The 20,765-nt window shown below is 67.1% G+C and carries 20 protein-coding genes; 17 read left to right on the top strand and 3 right to left on the bottom strand.

Annotated elements, in window-relative coordinates; all coding sequences use genetic code 11:
• Positions 1 to 45: 45 nt before the first annotated feature.
• From nirB to QFZ83_RS07105, 16 genes are all read left to right on the top strand, one after another.
• The gene (gene nirB / locus QFZ83_RS07180) at positions 46 to 2,481 is read left to right on the top strand and encodes a nitrite reductase large subunit NirB (RefSeq protein ID WP_307504375.1); all 2,436 of its coding nucleotides are present in this window, start codon (positions 46 to 48) and stop codon (positions 2,479 to 2,481) included.
• 20 nt (positions 2,482 to 2,501) lie between these two features.
• Positions 2,502 to 3,281: a type IV pili methyl-accepting chemotaxis transducer N-terminal domain-containing protein gene (locus QFZ83_RS07175; RefSeq protein ID WP_307504373.1), complete on the top strand. Its 780-nt coding sequence runs from the start codon at positions 2,502 to 2,504 to the stop codon at positions 3,279 to 3,281.
• An 11-nt stretch (positions 3,282 to 3,292) separates the two neighbouring features.
• Complete coding sequence (gene nirD / locus QFZ83_RS07170) at positions 3,293 to 3,697, top strand: nitrite reductase small subunit NirD (protein WP_306878855.1); 405 nt, start codon at positions 3,293 to 3,295, stop codon at positions 3,695 to 3,697.
• An 11-nt stretch (positions 3,698 to 3,708) separates the two neighbouring features.
• Positions 3,709 to 6,513 (top strand): nitrate reductase, encoded by a 2,805-nt coding sequence (locus tag QFZ83_RS07165; RefSeq protein WP_307512651.1) that lies wholly within the window; start codon positions 3,709 to 3,711, stop codon positions 6,511 to 6,513.
• A gap of 47 nt (positions 6,514 to 6,560) precedes the next feature.
• The gene (gene ybiB, locus QFZ83_RS07160; protein ID WP_307504371.1) at positions 6,561 to 7,466 is read left to right on the top strand and encodes a DNA-binding protein YbiB; all 906 of its coding nucleotides are present in this window, start codon (positions 6,561 to 6,563) and stop codon (positions 7,464 to 7,466) included.
• A complete protein-coding gene (gene cobA, locus QFZ83_RS07155) occupies positions 7,463 to 8,263 on the top strand; it encodes a uroporphyrinogen-III C-methyltransferase (RefSeq protein ID WP_307504369.1) in 801 nt (266 codons plus the stop codon). The genes ybiB and cobA overlap by 4 nt, the downstream gene beginning before the upstream one ends.
• 100 nt (positions 8,264 to 8,363) lie before the next feature.
• Positions 8,364 to 9,389 (top strand): ABC transporter ATP-binding protein, encoded by a 1,026-nt coding sequence (locus QFZ83_RS07150; RefSeq protein WP_307504367.1) that lies wholly within the window; start codon positions 8,364 to 8,366, stop codon positions 9,387 to 9,389.
• Between the two features lie 66 nt (positions 9,390 to 9,455).
• Positions 9,456 to 10,724: a PotD/PotF family extracellular solute-binding protein gene (locus QFZ83_RS07145; RefSeq protein ID WP_306878862.1), complete on the top strand. Its 1,269-nt coding sequence runs from the start codon at positions 9,456 to 9,458 to the stop codon at positions 10,722 to 10,724.
• Positions 10,725 to 10,740: 16 nt separating this feature from the next.
• A complete protein-coding gene (locus QFZ83_RS07140; protein ID WP_307504365.1) occupies positions 10,741 to 11,658 on the top strand; it encodes an ABC transporter permease in 918 nt (305 codons plus the stop codon).
• A 1-nt stretch (position 11,659) separates the two neighbouring features.
• Positions 11,660 to 12,550: an ABC transporter permease gene (locus QFZ83_RS07135; RefSeq protein ID WP_307504360.1), complete on the top strand. Its 891-nt coding sequence runs from the start codon at positions 11,660 to 11,662 to the stop codon at positions 12,548 to 12,550.
• 65 nt (positions 12,551 to 12,615) lie between these two features.
• Positions 12,616 to 13,740, top strand: a complete 1,125-nt coding sequence (locus tag QFZ83_RS07130; protein ID WP_013542439.1) for a sterol desaturase family protein — start codon at positions 12,616 to 12,618, stop codon at positions 13,738 to 13,740.
• Complete coding sequence (locus QFZ83_RS07125) at positions 13,737 to 14,516, top strand: YaeF family permuted papain-like enzyme (RefSeq protein WP_373457493.1); 780 nt, start codon at positions 13,737 to 13,739, stop codon at positions 14,514 to 14,516. Before QFZ83_RS07130 ends, QFZ83_RS07125 begins: the two co-directional genes overlap by 4 nt.
• A gap of 5 nt (positions 14,517 to 14,521) precedes the next feature.
• The gene (locus QFZ83_RS07120; protein ID WP_307504352.1) at positions 14,522 to 15,754 is read left to right on the top strand and encodes an NAD(P)/FAD-dependent oxidoreductase; all 1,233 of its coding nucleotides are present in this window, start codon (positions 14,522 to 14,524) and stop codon (positions 15,752 to 15,754) included.
• Positions 15,755 to 15,864: 110 nt separating this feature from the next.
• Entirely contained in the window at positions 15,865 to 16,077 is a 213-nt protein-coding gene (gene rpsU / locus QFZ83_RS07115) for a 30S ribosomal protein S21 (RefSeq protein WP_007833691.1), read from the top strand.
• A gap of 109 nt (positions 16,078 to 16,186) precedes the next feature.
• Positions 16,187 to 16,636: a GatB/YqeY domain-containing protein gene (locus QFZ83_RS07110; protein WP_013542442.1), complete on the top strand. Its 450-nt coding sequence runs from the start codon at positions 16,187 to 16,189 to the stop codon at positions 16,634 to 16,636.
• Positions 16,636 to 17,112, top strand: coding sequence for an NUDIX domain-containing protein (locus QFZ83_RS07105; RefSeq protein ID WP_307504347.1), 477 nt, complete (start codon positions 16,636 to 16,638; stop codon positions 17,110 to 17,112). Before QFZ83_RS07110 ends, QFZ83_RS07105 begins: the two co-directional genes overlap by 1 nt.
• A gap of 19 nt (positions 17,113 to 17,131) precedes the next feature.
• Here the strand turns inward: QFZ83_RS07105 and QFZ83_RS07100 are convergent, their stop codons facing one another.
• Complete coding sequence (locus QFZ83_RS07100; protein WP_307504344.1) at positions 17,132 to 17,893, bottom strand: sulfite exporter TauE/SafE family protein; 762 nt, start codon at positions 17,891 to 17,893, stop codon at positions 17,132 to 17,134.
• Positions 17,894 to 17,994: 101 nt separating this feature from the next.
• Here QFZ83_RS07100 and QFZ83_RS07095 point away from each other — a divergent pair, with 101 nt between their 5' ends.
• Positions 17,995 to 18,900, top strand: a complete 906-nt coding sequence (locus tag QFZ83_RS07095) for a LysR family transcriptional regulator (RefSeq protein WP_307504342.1) — start codon at positions 17,995 to 17,997, stop codon at positions 18,898 to 18,900.
• Here QFZ83_RS07095 and QFZ83_RS07090 read toward each other — a convergent pair.
• On the bottom strand, positions 18,887 to 19,864 hold the full coding sequence (locus QFZ83_RS07090; RefSeq protein ID WP_307504338.1) for an SDR family oxidoreductase: 978 nt from the start codon (positions 19,862 to 19,864) through the stop codon (positions 18,887 to 18,889). The genes QFZ83_RS07095 and QFZ83_RS07090 overlap by 14 nt on opposite strands.
• Positions 19,861 to 20,763 carry a bile acid:sodium symporter family protein gene (locus tag QFZ83_RS07085; protein ID WP_307504335.1) on the bottom strand — a complete coding sequence of 301 codons (903 nt, stop codon included), beginning with the start codon at positions 20,761 to 20,763 and terminating at the stop codon, positions 19,861 to 19,863. The genes QFZ83_RS07090 and QFZ83_RS07085 overlap by 4 nt, the downstream gene beginning before the upstream one ends.
• Between the last annotated feature and the right edge of the window lie 2 nt (positions 20,764 to 20,765).

Here is a 20,765-nt window from a genome sequence, read left to right as displayed (position 1 = left end):
CGCCGTGGGCCTTCGTTCGCCTGATTTCGAGGAAAGGCCCAGCCCATGAAGAAGAAAATGAAACTCGTGATGGTCGGCAACGGCATGGCCGGCGTGCGCACGCTCGAAGAGCTGCTGAAGATCGCGCCCGACCTCTACGACATCACCGTCTTCGGCGCCGAGCCGCACCCGAACTACAACCGCATCATGCTGTCGCCGGTGCTCGCGGGAGAGCAGACGGTCGACGAGATCGTGCTCAACAGCTGGGAGTGGTACAGCGACAACCACATCACGCTGCACGCCGGCAAGAAGGTGGTCGAGGTCGACCGCGTCAAGCGCATCGTGCGCGCCGAGGACGGCACCGAAGCCGCCTACGACCGCCTGCTGATGTGCACCGGCTCCAACCCCTTCATGCTGCCCGTGCCCGGCAAGGACCTGACGGGCGTGATCGCCTACCGCGACATCGCCGACACCGACTGCATGATCGAAACCGCGCGCACGCACAAGAACGCGGTGGTCATCGGCGGCGGCCTGCTCGGCCTGGAAGCGGCCAACGGCCTGATGCTGCGCGGCATGAACGTGACCGTGGTGCACGTCATGCCCTGGCTCATGGAGCGCCAGCTGGACGACGTCGCGGGCAAGCTGCTGCAGAAGTCGCTCGAAGACCGCGGCCTGAAATTTTTGATGGGTGCGCAGACGCAGGACATGGTCGGTGGCGAAGACGGCCGTGTGAAGTCGATCCGCTTCAAGGACGGCACCGAGGTCGCGGCCGACCTGGTTGTCATGGCCGTGGGCATTCGCCCCAACGTCGAGCTGGCCGAGAAGATGCGCCTGCACTGCAACCGCGGCATCGTCGTCACCGACACCATGCAGACCGTGACCGACGCGCGCATCTACTCGGTGGGCGAATGCGCGGCGCACCGCGGCATCGCCTACGGGCTGGTGGCGCCGCTGTTCGAACAGGCCAAGGTTGCGGCCAACCACCTGGCGCAGTTCGGCATCGGCCGCTACCTGGGCTCGCTCACCTCCACCAAGCTGAAGGTGACGGGCATCGACCTCTTCAGCGCCGGCGAGTTCATGGGCGGCGAAGGCACCGAGGAGATCGTGATGAGCGACCCCTTCGGCGGCGTCTACAAGAAGCTGGTGCTCAAGGACGACAAGCTCGTGGGCGCCTGCCTCTACGGCGACACCGTGGATGGCAGTTGGTACTTCAAGCTGCTGCGCGACGGCCGCAGCGTGCACGACATCCGCGACAAGCTGATGTTCGGCGAATCGAACATCGGCGACACCGGCCACGAGGGCCACAGCAAGGCCGCGAGCATGCCCGACGACGCCGAGGTGTGCGGCTGCAACGGCGTGAGCAAGGGCACCATCTGCAAGGCGATCAAGGACAAGGGCCTCTTCACGCTCGACGAGGTGAAGAAGCACACCAAGGCCAGCGCCAGCTGCGGCTCGTGCACCGGGCTGGTCGAGCAGATATTGATGTTCACCGCGGGCGGCGACTACTCGGCCACGCCGAAGAAGAAGGCGATCTGCGGCTGCACCGACGTGAGCCACCAGGATGCGCGCGACGCCATTCGCAAGGAGCACTACCTCACGCACGACGAGGTGTATCGCAACCTCGGCTGGCGCACGCCCAACGGCTGCGCCACCTGCCGCCCCGCCATCAACTACTACCTGATCAGCACCTGGCCCAAAGAGGCGAAGGACGATCCGCAGAGCCGCTTCATCAACGAGCGCAGCCACGCCAACATCCAGAAGGACGGCACCTATTCCGTCATTCCGCGCATGTGGGGCGGCCACACGACGCCCGACGAGTTGCGCCGCATTGCGGACGCGGCCGACAAATACAAGATCCCGACCGTCAAGGTCACCGGCGGCCAGCGCATCGACCTGCTGGGCGTGAAGAAGGAAGACCTCGAAGGCGTGTGGAAAGACATCGGCATGCCCTCGGGCTTTGCGTACGCCAAGTCGCTCCGCACTGTGAAGACCTGCGTGGGCAGCGAGTGGTGCCGCTTCGGCACGCAAGACTCCACGCAGATGGGCAAGGACCTGGAGCGTGCGCTCTGGGCCATGTATTCGCCGCACAAGGTGAAGCTCGCGGTATCGGGGTGCCCGCGCAACTGCGCCGAGGCCGGCATCAAGGACGTGGGTGTGATCGGCGTCGACTCGGGCTGGGAGCTCTACGTGGGCGGCAACGGCGGCATCAAGACCGAGGTGGCGCAGTTCCTCGTGAAGGTGACGACGGCCGCCGAGGTGATGGAGTATTCGGGCGCCTTCCTGCAGCTCTATCGCGAGGAAGGCTGGTACCTGGAGCGCACGGTGCACTACATCGGACGCGTGGGCCTCGACTACGTGAAGAAGAAGATCCTCGAAGACGCCGAAGGCCGCAAGACGCTCTGGGAGAAGCTGCAGTTCGCGCTCGACGGCGAACCCGATCCGTGGTTCGAGTCGGCACAGGCCAACGTGGACGTGCGGCAGTTCGCGCCGCTGTCCCTCTGACCGGCCAACGGAGAGAACGCTTGAAACGAAGACTCTTCATTGCTTCCACCGCGCTGGCCGCGGTGGGTGCGCGCGCGCAGGTGGCCGACCTCAACGACGCCATCAACAAGGCGGGCCGCCAGCGCATGCTGTCGCAGCGCGCGAGCAAGGCCTATCTGGCGCTCTTGCAAAAGGTGGAAACGCGCAATGCGCAGCAGGTGCTGGACAAGTCGATCGCGCTGTTTGAAAAGCAGCTTGGCGAGCTCAAGGCCTTCGCGCCGAGCCCCACGATCCGCGACACCTACGAAGCGCTCGACGGCGCCTGGGGAAATTTCAAACGCGAGCTCACCACCGTCACGCCCAGCAAGGACGAAGTCGCCAAGGTCGTGAAGCTCGACGCCGCCGTGCTCGCGCTCGCGAACCAGGGCACGACGCAGTACGAAGCCGCTTCGGGCAAGCCCGTGGGCCGGCTGGTCAACGTCGCGGGCCGCCAGCGGATGCTGTCGCAACGCATGGCCAAGTTCTACCTGGCCGGCGCGATGCAGATCGACGCGGCGGGCAGCGCAGCCGAGATCGCAAAGTCGCGGGCCGAATTCCTCGCGGGGCTCGACATCCTGCGCAACGCGCCGGAAGCCACGGCGCAGATCCGCCAGGAGCTGGTGCTGGCCGATGCGCAGTGGATGTTCTTCAACCGCGGACTGCTGCGCCTCGAGGGTGCCGGCGCCTCGCCCGCCCTCATGTCCGACGTGTTCGTGACCAGCGAGAACCTGCTGGGGATCATGGACCGCGTGACCGGCCTGTACTCCGACCTCAAAACCTAGAGAGCCAAACCATGAGCGAATGGAAAGCCATCTGCCGCATCGACGACATCCCCGTGCTCGGCGCCCGCCGCGTCGCGCGGCCCGCGGGCGTGGACGTTGCGGTGTTCCGCAACGCGGAGGACCAGGTCTTCGCGCTGCTCGACCGCTGCCCGCACAAGGGCGGCCCGCTGAGCCAGGGCATCGTGTTCGGCACCAGCGTGGCCTGCCCGCTGCACAACTGGACCCTCGGGCTGGACGACGGCTGCGCCAAGTCGCCCGACGAAGGCTGCACGCCGAAGTTCGCTGTGAAGGTGGACGGCGGCATCGTGCACCTGGACGCCGGTGAACTGGCGACGCACGCCATCGACCTGGAGCGCCCGGTCGCGGGTCCGAAGCCGTTCGCCACGATGGCGATCCTGTCTACCGAAGAAAGCTGAGCCGCTTCATGGTGCAAGAGACCCGCTCCACCTGCCCGTACTGCGGCGTCGGCTGCGGCGTGATCATCGAATCCGACGGCACGCAGATCACCGGCGTGCGCGGCGATCCCGACCACCCTGCTAACTTCGGGCGCCTCTGCACCAAGGGCTCGACGCTGCACCTGACAGCCGCAGCGCCGGTCACGCGGCAGGCGCGGCTGCTGCAGCCGTTGCAGCGCCTCGTGCGCGGCGAAACGCCCACGGCCGTGTCGTGGGATGCGGCGCTCGACGACGCGGCAGGCAAGTTCGCACAGGTCATCCAGGACCACGGCCCCGATGCGGTCGGCTTCTACATTTCGGGCCAGTTGCTGACCGAGGACTACTACGTCTTCAACAAGCTCGCCAAGGGCCTGGTGGGCACCAACAACGTCGACACCAACTCGCGCCTGTGCATGAGCAGCGCGGTCGCCGGCTACAAGCAGACACTGGGCGCCGATGCGCCGCCCGCCTGCTACGACGACCTGAAGCATGCCGACTGCCTCTTCATCGTGGGCAGCAACACGGCGTGGGCGCACCCGATTCTTTTCCGCCGCATCGAGGATGCGAAGGCGGCCAACCCGGCGCTGAAGATCATCGTGGCCGATCCGCGCCGCACCGACACGGTCGAGATCGCCGACCTGTTCTTGCCGATCCAGCCCGGCACCGACGTGATGCTGTTCCACGGCATGCTGCACCTGATGCTGTGGGAAGGCTGGACCGATGCAAAGTACATCGCCGAGCACACCAACGGCTTCGACGCGCTGAAGGCCACGGCGCGCGAATGCACGCCGGACAAGGTGGCGCAGGTCTGCGGCATTCCGAAGGACGATCTGCTCCAGGCCGCGCGGCTCTTCGCCACTTCGCCCGCGACGCTGAGCCTCTATTGCCAGGGCCTGAACCAGTCTTCGAGCGGCACGGCGAAGAACGCGGCGCTCATCAACCTGCACCTGGCCACCGGCCAGATCGGCAAGCCCGGCGCCGGCCCGTTCTCGCTCACCGGCCAGCCCAATGCGATGGGCGGGCGCGAAGTGGGCGGCCTCGCCAACCTGCTGAGCGCGCACCGCGACCTCGCCAACCCCGCGCATCGCGCCGAAGTGGCGGCGCTCTGGGGCGTGCCGTCGGTGCCGGAGAAACCGGGCAAGACCGCGGTCGAGATGTTCCAGGCCGCCGCCGACGGCGAGATCCGCGCGCTGTGGATCGCCTGCACCAACCCCGCCCAGTCGATGCCCGATCAGGCGACGGTGCGCCGTGCGCTGGAGCGCGCCGAGTTCGTGGTGGTGCAGGAGGCCTTCTCCACCACCGCCACCTGCGCCTTCGCCGACCTGCTGCTGCCCGCCACCACCTGGGGCGAGAAGGACGGCAGCGTGACCAACAGCGAGCGCCGCATCTCGCGCGTGCGCCCCGCCATCGCCGCGCCGGGCGAGACGCGGCACGACTGGTCGATTGCCACCGACTTCGCGCGCCGGCTCGAACGGCGGCTCGGCCGCGCAGGCACGCTCTTTCCGTACGACACCGCCGAATCGGTCTGGAACGAACACCGCGAGACCACACGCGGGCGCGACCTGGACATTACCGGCCTGAGCTACGCGATGCTCGACGACCTCGGCCCGCAGCAATGGCCGCTGAAGGAAGGCGAAAGCAGCGGCCGGGTGCGCCTGTACGAAGACGGCGTGTTCCCCACGCCCGACGGCCGCGCCCGTTTTGTCGACACGCCCTACAAACCCGTGGCCGAGGCCCGCGAGGCGCGCTACCCCTTCTCGCTGAACACCGGGCGCCTGCGCGACCAGTGGCACGGCATGAGCCGCACCGGCACTGTCGGCCGCCTGTTCGGCCATGTCGCCGAGCCCATGGTGCAGATGAATCCGCAGGACATGGCGCGGCGCCAGATCGGCGAAGGCGACCTCGTGCACCTGACCTCGAAGCGAGGCTCGATCCTGCTGCCCGCGCGCGCCAGCACCGAGATCGGCCTGAGCCAGGCCTTCGTCGCGATGCACTGGGGCGAGGAGTACCTGAGCGGCTGCTCGTCGACCGGCACGCGGCTGGCCGGCATCAACGCGCTCACCACGCCGGCCTACTGCCCGACCTCGAAGCAGCCCGAGCTCAAGCACACGGCGGTGAAGATCCTCAAGGCCGAGCTGCCGTGGTCGCTGCTCACGATGGCGTGGCTCCCGACCGACGAGGTACTGGCGGTGCACCGCGCACTGCAGCCGCTGATGGCGATGTTTCCGTTCGCGACCTGCGTGCCGTTCTCTGGCAGCACCAAGGACGCGGCGGGTGCGGAACGCAGCGGCCTCCTGTTCCGCGCAGCCGCGCACGATGCGCCGGCCGATGCGCTGCTCGAGCAGATCGAAACCCTGCTCGGCCTGCAAAGCGCCGACACCCTGCGCTATGCCGACCGCCGCCGCGGCCAGCGCCGCTCGGTGCGGCTGGTGCGCCGCGCCGACCAGAGCGCGGGCCTCGAGGCCTTCTTGCTCGCAGGCGACACCAGCGCCGAAGCCTGGATCGCCACGCTGCTGCGGGAGGAACTGCCGGCGCAGAGCTATGGTCGCCTGCTGCTTTCGCCCGGCGCCCGTGCGCCGCTGGCGGTGCAGTCGCGCGGAAAGCCGGTCTGCACCTGCTTCAACGTGACCGACCTGGCCATTCAAGGCGAGTTGGGTCGCTGCAGCGGCACGCCCGACGAGCGGCTGGCCGCGCTGCAGGGCACGCTGAAATGCGGCACGAACTGCGGCTCGTGCATTCCGGAGCTCAAACGCATGATCCGTTTGATGCCCGCGGAAGCCGTTCCCGAGGGTGCATAAGCCGACTCGCATTCCGGCATAAGCGTTGCAGGACAATCCGCCTACCCATGGGAATCAGCCAATACATCAAGGAAATCGGCCGCGGCGCGCGAGGCGCCAAGCCGCTCACGCGCGAACAGGCCACAGACCTGTTCGGCCAGGTGCTGGACGGCACCGTCACCGACCTGGAGATCGGCGGCTTCTGCCTGGCGATGCGCATCAAGGGCGAGACGCCCGAGGAGATGGCCGGCTTCCTCGACGCCACGCATGCGCGGCTGCAGCACATTCCCGCTGGCGACCGCCCGCTCATCGTGCTGCCCAGCTACAACGGCGCGCGCAAGCTTCCGGTGCTCACCCCTTTGCTGGCGCTGCTGCTGGCCCGCGAAGGCCTTCCGGTGCTGGTGCATGGCAGCGCCACCGAAACGGCACGCGTGCTCGCCTCGAACGTGCTCGCCGCGCTCGACGTGCAGCCCATGACTGCCATCGGCCCCATCGCCAGCGGCACCGTGGGCTTCGCCGCGACCGAGTTGCTGAACCCCGCGCTCAAGCGCCTGCTCGACGTGCGACGCGTCGTCGGCCTGCGCAACCCCGGCCACAGCGTGGTCAAGCTGATGCAGCCCACGGCCGGCCCGGCCGTGGTGGTTGCCAGCTACACGCACCCCGAATACGCCCGCGTCATGGCCGAGACCTTCGAGCTGATGGGCACCACCGCCCTGCTCTCGCGCGGCCTCGAAGGCGAAGTGGTCTCCGACCCGCGCCGCACCGCGCAGATCGACGGCTTCCTCTGCGGTGTGCGCACCGAACTGCAGGCGCAGGCCAGCGGCACCGCGGCCGAGGTGCCCGGTCTGCCGAAGGAAATCGACGTCGCCACCACGGCCGACTACACGCGGCGCGTATTGAACGGCGAGCTTCCCGTGCCCGAAGCCATCGCCACACAGGTCGGGCACATCAAGCAACTGGCATCCCACGCATGAACAACGCATCCCCCCTCATCACCGGCCGCTGCACGCTGGTGGGCGCCGGCCCCGGCGACCCGGAACTTCTGACCATCAAGGCCGTGAAGGCGATCCAGGCGGCCACGGTGCTCCTGGTCGACGACCTCGTGAGCGACGAAATCCTGGCCTACGCCCGCCCCGGCGCGCGCATCGTGCACGTCGGCAAGCGCGGCGGCTGCAAGAGCACGCCGCAAGCGTTCATCGAGCGGCTCATGATCACCGCGGTGCGCGAAGGCGAAACCGTGGTGCGGCTGAAGGGCGGCGACCCGTTCATCTTCGGCCGCGGCGGCGAAGAGGTGGAGCACCTGCGCGAAGCCGGCATCGAATGCGCGGTGGTCAACGGCATCACCGCGGGCCTCGCGGCAGTCACCTCGCTGGGCGTGCCGCTCACCCACCGCGACCACGCACAGGGCGTGGTGTTCGTCACCGGCCACGCCAAGACCGGCGCGGGTGCGCAGGATGACCCGACCGACTGGCGCGCATTGGCAGCGATGGCGCACAACGCGCGCCTCACGCTGGTGATCTACATGGGCGTGTCGGGCGCGGCGCGCATCGAACGCGAATTGCTGCAGGGCCTGCCGGGGGACACGCCCGTTGCCGTTGTCCAGCACGCAAGCCTGCCGCACCAGCGCCACATCGCGACCACGCTCGACGGGCTGCAGGCACGCATCGCCGAAGCGGGGCTTGCGAGCCCCGCGGTGATCGTGGTGGGCGACGTGCTGCGCGGGCTAGCCGCGGCAGCGCTGCCGGTGAGTGCGGACCGGTTCGGCACCTAGCTTTCGAAAGTCCCCGTGGCAGCCGGGGCGCTGCCGACCACGTGGCATGGAGCGTGCTTAGACGGTGCATGCCCGTCACCCGCCCGTTTTCCGCCCGGCAATGAACGCCGTCGCCCCGCTCCCGCCCGCCGCGGTCGAGATCGTCGCGCTCAGCAAGCGCTACGCCCCCGGCACGCCGGCCGCCGTCGACGCCATCGATCTGCGCATCGCCAGCGGCAGTTATTGCTGCCTGCTGGGGCCCTCGGGCTGCGGCAAGAGCACCACGCTGCGCATGATCGCGGGGCATGAATCGGTCACCAGCGGCGACATCCTCTTGGACAACCGCAACATCACCAACCTGCCCGCCGCCGCGCGCGGCACGGCGATGATGTTCCAGAGCTTCGCGCTGTTCCCGCACCTCTCGGCCACCGACAACGTGGCCTTCAGCCTCAAGATGAAAGGCGTCGGCAAGGCCGAGCGCCAGAAGCGTGCGCGCGATCTCCTGGCGCGCGTCGCGATGGGTCATCTGGCCGAGCGCAAGCCGGGCGAGCTCTCCGGTGGACAGCAGCAGCGCGTGGCGCTGGCCCGCGCGCTCATCACCGAGCCGCGCGTGCTGCTGCTCGATGAGCCGCTCTCCGCGCTCGATCCGTTCCTGCGCATCCAGATGCGCGCCGAGCTGCGGCGCTGGCAGAAGGAGCTGGGCCTGACCTTCGTGCATGTGACGCACTCGCAGGAAGAAGCCATGGCGCTGGCCGACACGATGGTGGTGATGAACCACGGCGTGATCGAGCAGGTCGGCTCGCCGCACGAGATCTACAACCACCCCGCCAACGAATTCGTGGCGCGCTTCATGGGCGGCCACAACGTGATCGACACGCCCGCCGGGCCGATTGCCGTGCGCAACGATCACATGCGGATCGCAACGACATCGGACGGCGGCGGCCTTGCCGCGGCGATCACCGATGTCGAGTACCAGGGCACCTACGTGCTGCTCGGCCTGGCGCTGGAAGCCGCCGCGCCGGAGCGCCGGAACGTGTCGGTGCTGCTGGGCGAAGCCGCTTTTCTCGCGAGCCCCTATGCGCAGGGCGAGACGGTTCGCCTGTCATGGGCCGAAGCCGATGCGCGCTCACTCGCCGTGGCGCCGTAGTCCTCTTTTTCCTTCCTTTCTCCCCTCTCTCGTTCGCCTCTTTTTTCTTCCACGGAGACTTTGCCAATGACCGAACCCATCGACTCGTCCGCCGGCGTCAAGCGCCGCGCCCTGCTGCAAGGCACCGCCGGCATTCTGGCCACCGGCATTGCGCCCTTCGTGCATGCACAGGAAAAGATCGTGCTGCGCTACCTGGGCACCGCGGTGAACCAGGACAAGGCGATCGCCGAGAAATTCAAGGCCGACACCGGCATCGAGATCCAGTACGTGGCCGTGACCACCGACGACGTGACCAAGCGCGCCGTGACCGCACCCAACAGCTTCGACCTGATCGACACCGAGTTCTTCTCGCTCAAGAAGATCGTGCCGACCGGCAACCTGAAAGGCATCGACACCAAGCGCGTGAAGAACGCCGCCAAGATCACCTCGCTCTTCACGAAGGGCGAAGTGGGCGGCAAGAAGGTCGGCGACCAGGGCACGGCGCCCATCAAGGTGATTTACCTCGAAGGCGAGAAGAGCAAGGCGTTCGCCAAGTCGCCGACGCAGTTCATGTCGCTCATTCCGACCACCTACAACGCCGACACGCTGGGCATTCGCCCCGACCTCATCAAGCGCCCCATCGGCTCGTGGGCCGAGCTGCTGAACCCGGAGTTCAAGGGCAAGGCCGCGATCCTGAACATTCCCTCGATCGGCATCATGGACGCCGCGATGGTGGTGGAGGCCAAGGGCATCCACAAGTACGCCGACAAGGGCAACATGACCAAGGCGGAGATCGACCTGACGATCAAGACCTTGATCGAGGCCAAGAAGGCCGGCCAGTTCCGCGCGCTGTGGAAGGACTTCAACGAGTCGGTCAACCTCATGGCCTCGGGCGAAGTGGTGATCCAGTCGATGTGGTCGCCCGCCGTCACTGCGGTGCGCGGCAAGGGCATCGACTGCACCTTCCAGCCGCTCAAGGAAGGCTATCGCGCCTGGGCCTCGGGCTTCGGCCTGCCCGCCACGCTCTCGGGCAAGAAGCTCGATGGCGCCTACGAATTCATCAACTGGTTCCTCGACGGCTGGGCCGGCGCGTACCTCAATCGCCAGGGCTACTACAGCGCCGTGCTCGACACCGCCAAGACCAAGATGGAAGCCTACGAGTGGGCCTACTGGATGGAAGGCAAGCCCGCCGCGCAGGACATCAAGAGCCCGCAGGGTGACGTGATCGCCAAGGCCGGCGCGGTGCGCGACGGCGGCAGCTACGAGCAGCGCATGGGCGGCATCGCGTGCTGGAACGCGGTGATGGACGAGAACGAGTACATGGTGCGCAAGTGGAACGAGTTCGTCGCGGCCTGACTTCCTTTTCGATTCCGTGAGCGCTCCCGCCACCCGCGCATCCGCCGCCGCCAACCCGCTTCACACCGTGAAGGCGTGGTGGCAGGCGGCGCCTTTTGCGCTGGTGTTTCTTCTGTTCTTCTTGATTCCGCTGGCGCTGGTCGCGATGGTCAGCCTGTGGAATTTCAACGAGTACGAGCTGATCCCCGCGATCACGCTGCGCAACTACCTGAGCCTGTTCGAGGGGTGCTCGCACCTCACCGACAACGGCGACCTGTGCGTCACGCTCAACACGTACCTCAGCACCTTCAAGTTCTGCCTGCTGGTGTGGGGCATCACGCTGCTCATCGGGTTTTCGGTCGCGTACTTCCTGGCGTTCCATGTGCGCTCGTCGACCATGCAGACGGTGCTGTTCGTGCTGTGCACCGTGCCCTTCTGGACATCGAACGTGATCCGCATGATCTCGTGGGTGCCGCTGCTGGGGCGGAACGGCCTGGTCAACCAGGCGCTGATGGGCACGGGCCTCGTGAACCAGCCGGTCGAGTGGCTGCTGTTCTCCGATTTCTCGGTGGTGCTGGCCTTCGTGCACCTCTACACGATGTTCATGATCGTGCCGATCTTCAACAGCATGATGCGCATCGACCGGTCGCTGCTCGAAGCGGCGAACGACGCGGGCGCCTCGGGCTGGCAGACGCTCTGGAACGTGGTGGTGCCGCTGTCGCGCACCGGCATCCTGATCGGCTCGATCTTCGTCATCACCATCGTGATGGGCGACTTCGTGACCATCGGCGTGATGGGTGGCCAGCAGATCGCATCGATCGGCAAGATCATCCAGGTGCAGACCTCGTACCTGCAGTTTCCGCTGGCCGCGGCCAACGCGATGATTTTGCTGGCGGTGGTGCTGATGATCATCTGGGGGCTGACCCGGCTGGTCGATATTCGCAAGGAGCTCTGACATGCAGACACCGATCGGCGCTCAGCGTGCCCCCGGCTTCTGGCCCCTTGCGATCGTGTTCGCCTTGTTCGTGCTGTTTCTCTACGGCCCGATGATCACGATCGTCGTGCTGAGCTTCCAGGGCCCTGAAGGTGGCCTGACCTTTCCGCTGCGCGGGTTGTCGCTGCACTGGTTCTACAAGCTGGCCGAGGGCCTGGGCACCGTCGACATCGGCGCGGCTTTCAGGCGCTCGCTGGCACTGGGCGCGGTGGTGATGGCCTTCACCGTGGTGCTGTCGGTGCTGGCCGGGCTCGCATTTCGCAAGAAGCTCAAGGGCGGCAATGCGCTCTTCTTCGTGACGGTCGCGAGCCTGATCATGCCGTCGATCATCATTTCGCTCGGCATCGGACTGCAGTTCCGGCTGCTCGACACCGGCATCAAGGGCGTGCTCACGGCGATGGACGCCACCACGCTGCTCGAAGGCTATGGCACGGCGCTCGGCCTCTTCAGCTCCGCCCTCGGCGCGCACCTGACGTGGACCCTGCCCTTCGGCCTGCTCATCATGTTCGCCGTGTTCAACCGCTTCAACCCGGCGTACGAAGAGGCCGCGCGCGACCTCGGCGCCACGCCGTGGCAGACCTTCCGCTTCGTGGTGCTGCCGCTGATCGGCCCCTCGATCGTCGGCATCGGGATGTTCGGCTTCACGCTCTCATGGGACGAGATCGCCCGCACCTCGCAGGCCATCGGCGACGTCAACACGCTGCCGCTCGAATTGCAGGGGCTGACCTCGACCGTCACCACGCCGTCGATCTATGCGCTGGGAACGGTGACCACCGTCGTTTCGCTGCTGGTCATGGCAATCGCGCTGGGTGCCGCGGCGTTGTTGAGACGGCGGGCCGTTCGGCCTATGTGAGATTCATCCTACGCCGCCTAAAATCGCGCTCCAACAAAGCACAAGCGATAGAGAGAGAGGCGGACATGCTCGACAAACTGAACGACTTCACGGCGAGCCACGGCGAGCTGCAGCGCGGCCGTGGCCTCGTCACCGGAACCATTGCCTTGAGCCTGGCCATCCTGTGCTTCCTCGGGGTGCTGGCCTTCCACTTCCCCCAGTACCTCACGACGCCCGAGCTGCGCAAGAGCTACAACGTCGACGTGATGCGCTACATCCTTCTCGTGGCCCTGGTGGTCTCGGGCGGGCTCTCGCTGGTCAACATCATCTTCAACCGCTCGCGCTGGCTTTCGTCGGCCGCGTTCCTGCTGGTGGTGGCCTCGGCGCTGCTCGGCGGGCACAAGGTGCCGGTGCATGACTTCGCGGACAACACGCCGTACATCGGCCTCGATTGGTTCATCCTCGACCTCTTGGGGTCGTCGCTGATCTTCATCTTCATCGAGAAGCTGTTCGCGCTGCGGAAAGACCAGCCGGTGTTCCGCGAAGAGTGGCAGACCGACTTTCATCACTTCGTGGTGAACCACATGATCGTGGGCTTCGTGCTGCTGGCCACCAACCTCATGGTGCACAAGCTCTTCGGCTGGGCGGCCAACGACGGCATCCGCGGTTGGGTGGGGAATCTGCCGTTCTGGGCGGGCATCCTGCTGATCATTCTGGTGGCCGACCTCGTGCAGTACTGGACGCATCGCGCGTACCACGAGGTGCCCGTGCTCTGGCGCCTGCACGCGGTGCACCACAGCGTCAAGAGCATGGACTGGATGGCCGGCTCGCGCCAGCACATCCTGGAACTCTTGATCACCCGCACGCTGGTGCTGGCGCCGATCTACGTGCTGGGCTTCAGCAAGGAAGTGATCGACGCCTACATCGTGGTGGTCGGCTTCCAGGCGGTGTTCAACCACTGCAATGTGAGCGTGCGGCTCGGCCCGCTGCGCTACATCATCGTGACGCCCAACTTCCACCACTGGCACCACAGCCAGGACATCGAGGCGCTCGACAAGAACTATTCGGCGCACTACGCCTTCCTCGACTACATCTTCGGCACCGCGGTGAAAAGCACCAAGCTCTGGCCCGAGAAGTACGGCGTGCTGGGCGACTACGTGCCCAACGGCTTCTTCAAGCAGTTGAAGTTTCCGTTCGTCTGGAAGGGATGATGCGGGCCGCTCTTCGTGCCGCCGCGGCGGGTGCCGCGCTGCTGCTCGCCGCCTGCGCCACCCGGGTCGACCTGCCCTCCAAGGACTCGGGCCTGCGCCTGAGGGTGCAGAGCTCGGTCATCGCGCCGGGCAACGGCGGCGAGCTCATCACCGCCAGTGCGCTGGAACCCGGCGACATCCTGCTGAGCTCGATCGCCACGGTCAATTCGTTCGGCATCCGGCTGGGCACTTTTTCGCCGGTGAGCCACGCGCTGCTGTACCTGGGCGACGGGCTGATCGCCGAAGCCGTGGGCACCGGCGTGCGCGCACGGCCGCTGGCCGATGTGGTGGCCGAGGAACAGATGGTGGTTGCCTTTCGCGTGCCCGGCCTGGACGACGCGGGCGTCGCGAAGCTGCGCACCTGGGCCAATTCGCAGGTCGGTACGCGCTACAACACCACCGGCGTGCTGCTGAACGCGCCCTTCGTGCTGAACCGGCGCCTCTGCGAACTGCCGTTGATTCCATCCTCGGTGAGCAATTTCTGCATCAGCGGCATGGCCATGGTGCAGTTGGGCGCGAGCCGCGACGACCAGTTCTTCTGCTCGCAGTTCGTGCTGGAGGCCTACCGCCAGGCGGGCCTGCCGATCACCGCCGCCGATCCGCGCTGGGTGAGCCCGGCCGACCTGCTGCACATGCGCGAGGGCGACGTGCCCTCCATCGCCGCGACGCAGCCGCTGCGCTACATCGGGCACCTGAAATACAACGCGCCGCCGATCCTGGCGGCGGATGGGCCCTGACCGTTTTGAGCACTACTTTCCAGTTCGATGTCGTCGTGGTCGGCGCCGGCGCGGCCGGGCTGTTCTGCGCCGGGGTGGCGGGCCAGCGCGGGCTCAAGGTGCTGCTGGTCGATCACAGCGAGAAGGTGGGCGAGAAGATCCGCATCTCGGGCGGCGGGCGGGCCAATTTCACCAATCGCGACCTCGACGTGCGCGCCCCGCAGCGCCACTTCATCGGCGACAACCCGAATTTCTGCCGCTCGGCACTGTCGCGCTATGCGCCGCAGCAGTTCATCGACCTGGTGCAGAAACACGGCATCGCCTTTCACGAGAAGCACAAGGGGCAGCTTTTTTGCGACGGTTCGTCGCAGCAGATCGTGGACATGCTGCTGGCCGAATGCGAAGCCGGCGGGGTGACGCGATGGCAGCCGTGCAAGCTGGGGAATATTGCTTTTTCGCCAGCAGTCGCCGATGCAATGGGCACTGGAAGCTATCGAATTGATAGCGATCGTGGCGTGATCGAGACACCGAAGCTGGTGGTTGCGACCGGCGGCCTGTCGATCCCCCAGATCGGCGCCAGCGACTTCGGCTACCGGCTCGCGGAGCAGTTCGGCCTGCGCGTGGTCACGCCCCGTCCGGCCCTCGTGCCGCTGACTTTCGGCGGAGACGGCTGGGCGCCGTATGCCGAGTTGGCGGGGCTGGCGCTGCCGGTGCGGATCGAAACCGGGGCCAAGAAGGAAAAGATGGCTTTCCTCGAAGACCTGCTCTTCACCCACCGCGGCCTCTCGGGCCCGGCGGTGCTGCAGATTTCGAGCTACTGGAAGCCGGGCGCCCCGCTCACCATCGATTTCGCACCCGGCACGGACGTGGCCGAGGCGCTGGGCGAGGCCAAGCTGCGGTCGAAGAAGCGCATCGCCAACGAACTGGCGGCGCTGGTGCCCTCGCGGCTGGCGGACGCCTGGATCGGGCAGAACCCCGCTCTGCAGCGGCCCGTCAACGAGGCGGCCGACAAGGCGCTGGCCCAGCTATCGGAGCGCATCGCCCGCTGGCAGATCACCCCGAGCGGGACCGAGGGCTACAAGAAGGCCGAAGTTACCGCCGGGGGCGTCGACACCCGCGATTTGTCCTCGCAGACCATGGAATCCAAGCAGCCGGGCCTGTATTTCATCGGCGAAGTGGTCGATGTGACGGGTTGGTTGGGCGGATACAACTTCCAATGGGCCTGGGCGAGCGCTCATGCGTGCGCAACCGCGCTATAATCGCGGGCTAACTTTTGGCCTTCCCTCAACGGCCACCAAAGATTTCAGTTGAGGAACCCCGGCTTTGGGCCTCGATCTCCCCGAGCCAACTTCAGTTCAACGATTCATCAATGACCACCATCCGCGTTAAAGAAAACGAGCCCTTCGACGTCGCTCTGCGTCGCTTCAAGCGCACCATCGAAAAGCTCGGCCTGCTGACCGACCTGCGCGCCCGCGAGTTCTACGAAAAGCCGACCGCCGAGCGCAAGCGCAAGAAGGCAGCCGCCGTCAAGCGCCACTACAAGCGCGTGCGCAGCATGCAGCTGCCCAAGAAGCTGTACTAAGCAACACCTGCGGGCAGCCGGCCCTCGACGAAAGTCACCGCCCGCGCCCCGTTGCCTCAGCCGCGCCAGGGAAACCTGCCGCGGCTTTTGTTTTTTCCGAAAGGCTGACATGACACTCAAAGAACAGATCACCGAAGACATGAAGACGGCGATGCGCGCCAAGGATTCCGAGCGCCTGGCCACCATCCGCCTGCTGCTCGCCGCCATGAAGCAAAAGGAAGTCGACGAGCGCGTGGAGCTGGACGACGCCATGGTCGTGGCCATCGTCGACAAGATGGTCAAGCAGCGCAAGGATTCGATCGCCGCATTCACCACCGGCGGCCGCCCCGACCTGGCCGACAAGGAGGCCGCCGAAATCAAGGTGATCGAGGGCTACCTGCCCCAGCGCATGAGTGCCGAGGAAACCACCGCCGCCGTCAAAGCCATCGTGGCCGAGCTGGGCGCCAGCGGCCCCGGCGACATGGGCAAGGTGATGGGCGTGGTCAAGACCCGCCTGGCCGGCAAGGCCGACATGGGCCAGGTCAGCGCAGCGGTCAAGGCCGCACTGACGGGCGCCTGATGAGCGACAGCGGCGCGAGCCCCTCCGATCCGATCCTCAAGGCCTGCGCCTGCCTGGTCGACGCACGGGGCCGGCTGCTGGTGTTCCGCCACCCCGGGGATGGCAACACGCAACTGCCCAAGGGCACGATCGAGCCCGGCGAATCGCCCGAAGCGGCGGTGCGGCGCGAACTGCTCGAGGAATCGGGCATTGACTTCACGGGCGCGCTGCAGCCGCTCGGCACGCTGGACCGCGAATGCGAAGCCGGCGTCGAGGGCAACACGCACCGCCATCCGCAGCTCTGGCACTTGTTCCTGATGCGCGCCGAGGCACCGTTGCCCGAGACCTTCGAGCACATGGCCACGGGCAGCCCCGAAGAAGAGGGGCTGGTGTTTTCCTTCCGCTGGCTCGACGCCGACGACGCGCTCGACGACTTCGCCCTGCCCTACCGCCAGACCATCGAGCGCGTGCGCGCCGCCCTGCTGCCCGTCGCCTGATTGATTGATCGGTCGCCGGTCAAGCGATAGCCCGAACCGTCATGTACCCGCCCAGCAGCGCCAGCCCGATCAGGAAGCAGCGCTTGAACACCGCCACCGGCAGCTTCTGCCGCAGCCACGTCCCGATGACCATGCCGCCGATGGCCGGCACCAGCATTGCGACCGAACTTCCCACCGCCGCCATCGGATAGCCCCCGTTCCCCGCCAGTCCGATGCCCAGCACGATGGTCGAGGTGGTGAACGAGATCCCCATCGCCTGGATCAGCGAATCGCGCTGGAAGCCCAGCGCTTGCAGATAGGGCACGGCCGGCACCGCGAACACGCCGGTCACCGCCGTCACCAACCCCGTCGCAACACCCACCAGCGGCCCCAGCCACCATTCATGCGCAGGGGGCGCGTGCAGCTGCCGCCCGGTAAGCCCCCAGAGCGCATAGGCCACCAGCGCCACGCCTAGTGCCACCGAAGCCCATGCGCCCCCCGGCGCACCGAGCCACAGCGCCCCGCCCAGCGTGCCCACCACGATCCCCGCCTGCATGCCGCCGATGCGCCGCAGCACCGCGCCGAAGCTCGCGCGCGGCCCCGTCTGCCAGATGTTCGTGACGAGGGAGGGCACGATCAGCAGGGCCGCGGCCCGCACCGGCGGCATCCACAGCGCGAGCAGCGCCATCGACACCGTTGGCAGGCCGAGCCCGATCACGCCCTTGATCACCCCGGCCAGAAGAAATACGGCGGCAGCCGCGGCCCAGTGGCTCGCAGTCAATTCGTTGGAAAAAATCGTCATGGCGGCCGAGTCTGCAGACCAGGCGCGCCACTGAAAATGCGGCATTCGCGCACCCAGCCTCAGGCACAGACTGAGGCTGGCGTGCTAACTTGCGGCCCACCATGCGATTCGATCTGACCGACCTGCGCCTGTTCATCCACGTCGTCGAAGCCGGCAGCCTCACGGCCGGCGCCGAGCGCTCGCACATAACGCTCGCCTCGGCCAGCCAGCGCGTGCGCGGCATGGAAGACGCGCTCGGCAGCCCCTTGCTCACCCGGCACGCGCAAGGCGTGCGCCCCACCGAGGCCGGCCGTACGCTGCTGCACCATGCGCGCGTCGTGCTCCAGCAGATGGAGCGGCTGCGCGGCGAGCTCGGCGAATACGGCCAAGGCTTGAAGGGCCACGTGCGCTTCATGTGCGGCACCTCGGCGCTCACCGAGCACCTGCCCGAGGTGCTGAGCCGCTTTCTCGCGCAGCATCCGCGCATCTCGGTCGACCTCGAGGAACGCCCGAGCCCCGACACCGTCGATGCGCTGCGCGCGGGCCTGTGCGACATCGGCATCGTCTCGGATGCCATCGACAGCGAAGGCCTCGAATGCCACCCCTTCCGCCGTGACGACCTCGTGCTCGTGATGCCGCGCGGCCATGCGCTGGCCGGGCGCCGGCGTGTGAAGCTGGCAGAGGTGGTCGACAACGAGTTCGTCGGCTTGCCCGCGGACACCGCGCTGCAGCAACTGCTGACCGGCCACGTCCGTGCCCTCGGCAAGCACCTGGCCTATCGCGTGCGCGTGCGCAACTTCGAGGCCGTGTGCCGCATGGTCGAGTACGGCATCGGCGTGGGCATCGTGCCGCAGACCGCGGCCGAGCGCTGCGCCCGCTCGATGAAGATCGCGCGCGCCTCGCTCGCCGACGCCTGGGCCGAGCGCACGCTGATGGCCTGCGTGCGCTCGTCGGAAGACTTGCCGATCAACGCCCGGCGCATGCTCGAGCACCTGATCGCACCGGTGGAAGAAATCAGGAAGAAGTGACCGGCCGCCCCTGCCGCGCACGCGCCGCCACGAAGGCGTCGAAGGCTTCGCTGCTGGTCTTGCTCGGCACGTAGCCGAAGCGCTCTTTCAGCGCGGTGTTGAGCAGCACCGGCCGGTAGCGCAGGAAGTCCAGTTGCTCCGGGCCGTATCGGCTCACACCCAATGCAGACCCCACCGCGAGCGTCGCCTTGAGCACGCCGGCCGGCCAGTCGATCGCCTGCTTGCCGAGGCGCGATGCGATCTCGTGGATGGTGAGCGCGCCGTCGCCCGCGAGGTTGTAGCAACCGGGCGGCGCATCGCCCAATGCATGCGCGATGGCGCCCGTCACGTCCTCGTCCCACACGAAAACGAACGGGCTCGCGCTGCCGCGGATGGCGATCAGCCGCTTCTTCTCGAACAGCGCGGTGATCTGGTTGTCGACCCGCTCGCCGAGGATGGTGCCGATGCGCAGCACCGTCTGCGCGAGCGCAGGATGCGCGGCGCGATAGTCCGCGAGCATCTCTTCCACCTGCCGCTTGTGGTCGGCGTACGCGAACACCGGGTTGCCCCGCAGCGGCTGCGATTCGGTGATCCACGCCGGGTTGTCCGCGTGATAGCCATAGGCCGCGCCGCTGGACGACACCACGATGTGCCGCACGCCTTGCGCCACGCAGGCTTCGAGCACATTGCGCGTGCCGCCCACATCGACCGAATGCTCGAAGGCGCGGTTCGAATCCTTGCCTGGCGTGACGATGGAGGCCAGGTGCACGACCGTGTCGATGGCGTGCGCTGCAAGCGTGTCGCCGATGCCCGCATCGCGCACGTCCTGCTGGCGATAGACCACGCCCGGCAGCTGACGCTCCGCAGGCACCTCGCGCACATCGAGCGCCACCAGAGCTTCGAGCGATTTCCCCGCCAGCGCAGCCAGCACGCCGCGCCCCAGGAACCCATCGCCACCCGTCACGAGCACACGGCTCGCGCTCATGGCGTCGCGGGCTTGCGCCCCCACCAGCTCGCCAGCGCAAGGCCCGCGATGATGTCCCAGAAGCCCCAGACGCCCGCCACCACCGCCATGCCGCCGAGCCCGCCGAAGAAGCTGAAGATCAGCACCAGCCCGAGCCCTGCGTTGCGGATGCCCACCTCGATCGACACCGCCCGCCGGTCGTAGTCGCCCAGCCCAGAAAGCCGCGCGCAGAGGTAACCCGTGCCGAACGCCAGCGCATCGTGGATGACCACAGCCATCAGCACCAGCCCCACATAGTCCAGAAAATAGCGCCAGTTGCCCGCGATAGCGCCGACGATGAAAACGATCAGCGCAAGAAAACTCAGGATGCGCGCCGGCTTCTTGATGCGCGCCGTGAACCTCGGCAGCTGGTGCGCGCAGGCCACGCCCAGCACGAACGGAATGCCGATGATCATCACGATGTGACCCAGCATGTCCAGCGGGTCGAGCGCAATCGTCTTGAGCAGCGCCGAGGCCGTGGGATGCAGCCCGCCCCAGAACGCGAAATTCAGCGGCATGACGACGATGGAAAGCGCATTCGAGATCGCCGTCATCGACACCGACAGCGCCACGTTGCCACCCGCACGGTGCGTGAGGATCTGCGAGATGTTCCCGGGCGGGCAGCACGCCACCAGGATCATGCCCAGCGCGATGCTCGGCCCCGGCTTCAGGATGAGCGTGAGCGCGAAGGTCACGGCCGGCAGCACGATGAACTGCGCACCGATGCCCACCGCCATCGCGCCCGGCATGCGCGCCACGCGCTTGAAGTCGTCGATGCGCGTGTCCAGCGCAATGCCGAACATCAGGAAGCCCAGCACCACGTTGAGCAGCACCAGTGAGGCCGGGTTGAAGTGCAGGCGGATTTCGTCGACGGGCAGCATGG

Source organism: Variovorax sp. W1I1, from assembly GCF_030815625.1.
Classification (GTDB): domain Bacteria; phylum Pseudomonadota; class Gammaproteobacteria; order Burkholderiales; family Burkholderiaceae_C; genus Variovorax; species Variovorax paradoxus_C.
Note: the sequence above shows the minus strand (reverse complement) of the source record. Positions and strands in the feature narration are given on the sequence as shown.

Excerpts from the sequence above, each read along its gene's own strand:
- QFZ83_RS07130 (WP_013542439.1), top strand. The coding sequence starts at position 12,616 with ATGCTCGACAAACTGAACGACTTCACGGCGAGCCACGGCGAGCTGCAG.
- QFZ83_RS07125 (WP_373457493.1), top strand. The coding sequence starts at position 13,737 with ATGATGCGGGCCGCTCTTCGTGCCGCCGCGGCGGGTGCCGCGCTGCTG.
- nirB (WP_307504375.1), top strand. The coding sequence starts at position 46 with ATGAAGAAGAAAATGAAACTCGTGATGGTCGGCAACGGCATGGCCGGC.
- QFZ83_RS07090 (WP_307504338.1), bottom strand. The coding sequence starts at position 19,864 with ATGAGCGCGAGCCGTGTGCTCGTGACGGGTGGCGATGGGTTCCTGGGG.
- QFZ83_RS07135 (WP_307504360.1), top strand. The coding sequence starts at position 11,660 with ATGCAGACACCGATCGGCGCTCAGCGTGCCCCCGGCTTCTGGCCCCTT.
- rpsU (WP_007833691.1), top strand. The coding sequence starts at position 15,865 with ATGACCACCATCCGCGTTAAAGAAAACGAGCCCTTCGACGTCGCTCTG.
- nirD (WP_306878855.1), top strand. The coding sequence starts at position 3,293 with ATGAGCGAATGGAAAGCCATCTGCCGCATCGACGACATCCCCGTGCTC.
- QFZ83_RS07100 (WP_307504344.1), bottom strand. The coding sequence starts at position 17,893 with ATGACGATTTTTTCCAACGAATTGACTGCGAGCCACTGGGCCGCGGCT.
- QFZ83_RS07145 (WP_306878862.1), top strand. The coding sequence starts at position 9,456 with ATGACCGAACCCATCGACTCGTCCGCCGGCGTCAAGCGCCGCGCCCTG.
- QFZ83_RS07110 (WP_013542442.1), top strand. The coding sequence starts at position 16,187 with ATGACACTCAAAGAACAGATCACCGAAGACATGAAGACGGCGATGCGC.
- ybiB (WP_307504371.1), top strand. The coding sequence starts at position 6,561 with ATGGGAATCAGCCAATACATCAAGGAAATCGGCCGCGGCGCGCGAGGC.
- QFZ83_RS07105 (WP_307504347.1), top strand. The coding sequence starts at position 16,636 with ATGAGCGACAGCGGCGCGAGCCCCTCCGATCCGATCCTCAAGGCCTGC.
- QFZ83_RS07150 (WP_307504367.1), top strand. The coding sequence starts at position 8,364 with ATGAACGCCGTCGCCCCGCTCCCGCCCGCCGCGGTCGAGATCGTCGCG.
- cobA (WP_307504369.1), top strand. The coding sequence starts at position 7,463 with ATGAACAACGCATCCCCCCTCATCACCGGCCGCTGCACGCTGGTGGGC.
- QFZ83_RS07095 (WP_307504342.1), top strand. The coding sequence starts at position 17,995 with ATGCGATTCGATCTGACCGACCTGCGCCTGTTCATCCACGTCGTCGAA.
- QFZ83_RS07085 (WP_307504335.1), bottom strand. The coding sequence starts at position 20,763 with ATGCTGCCCGTCGACGAAATCCGCCTGCACTTCAACCCGGCCTCACTG.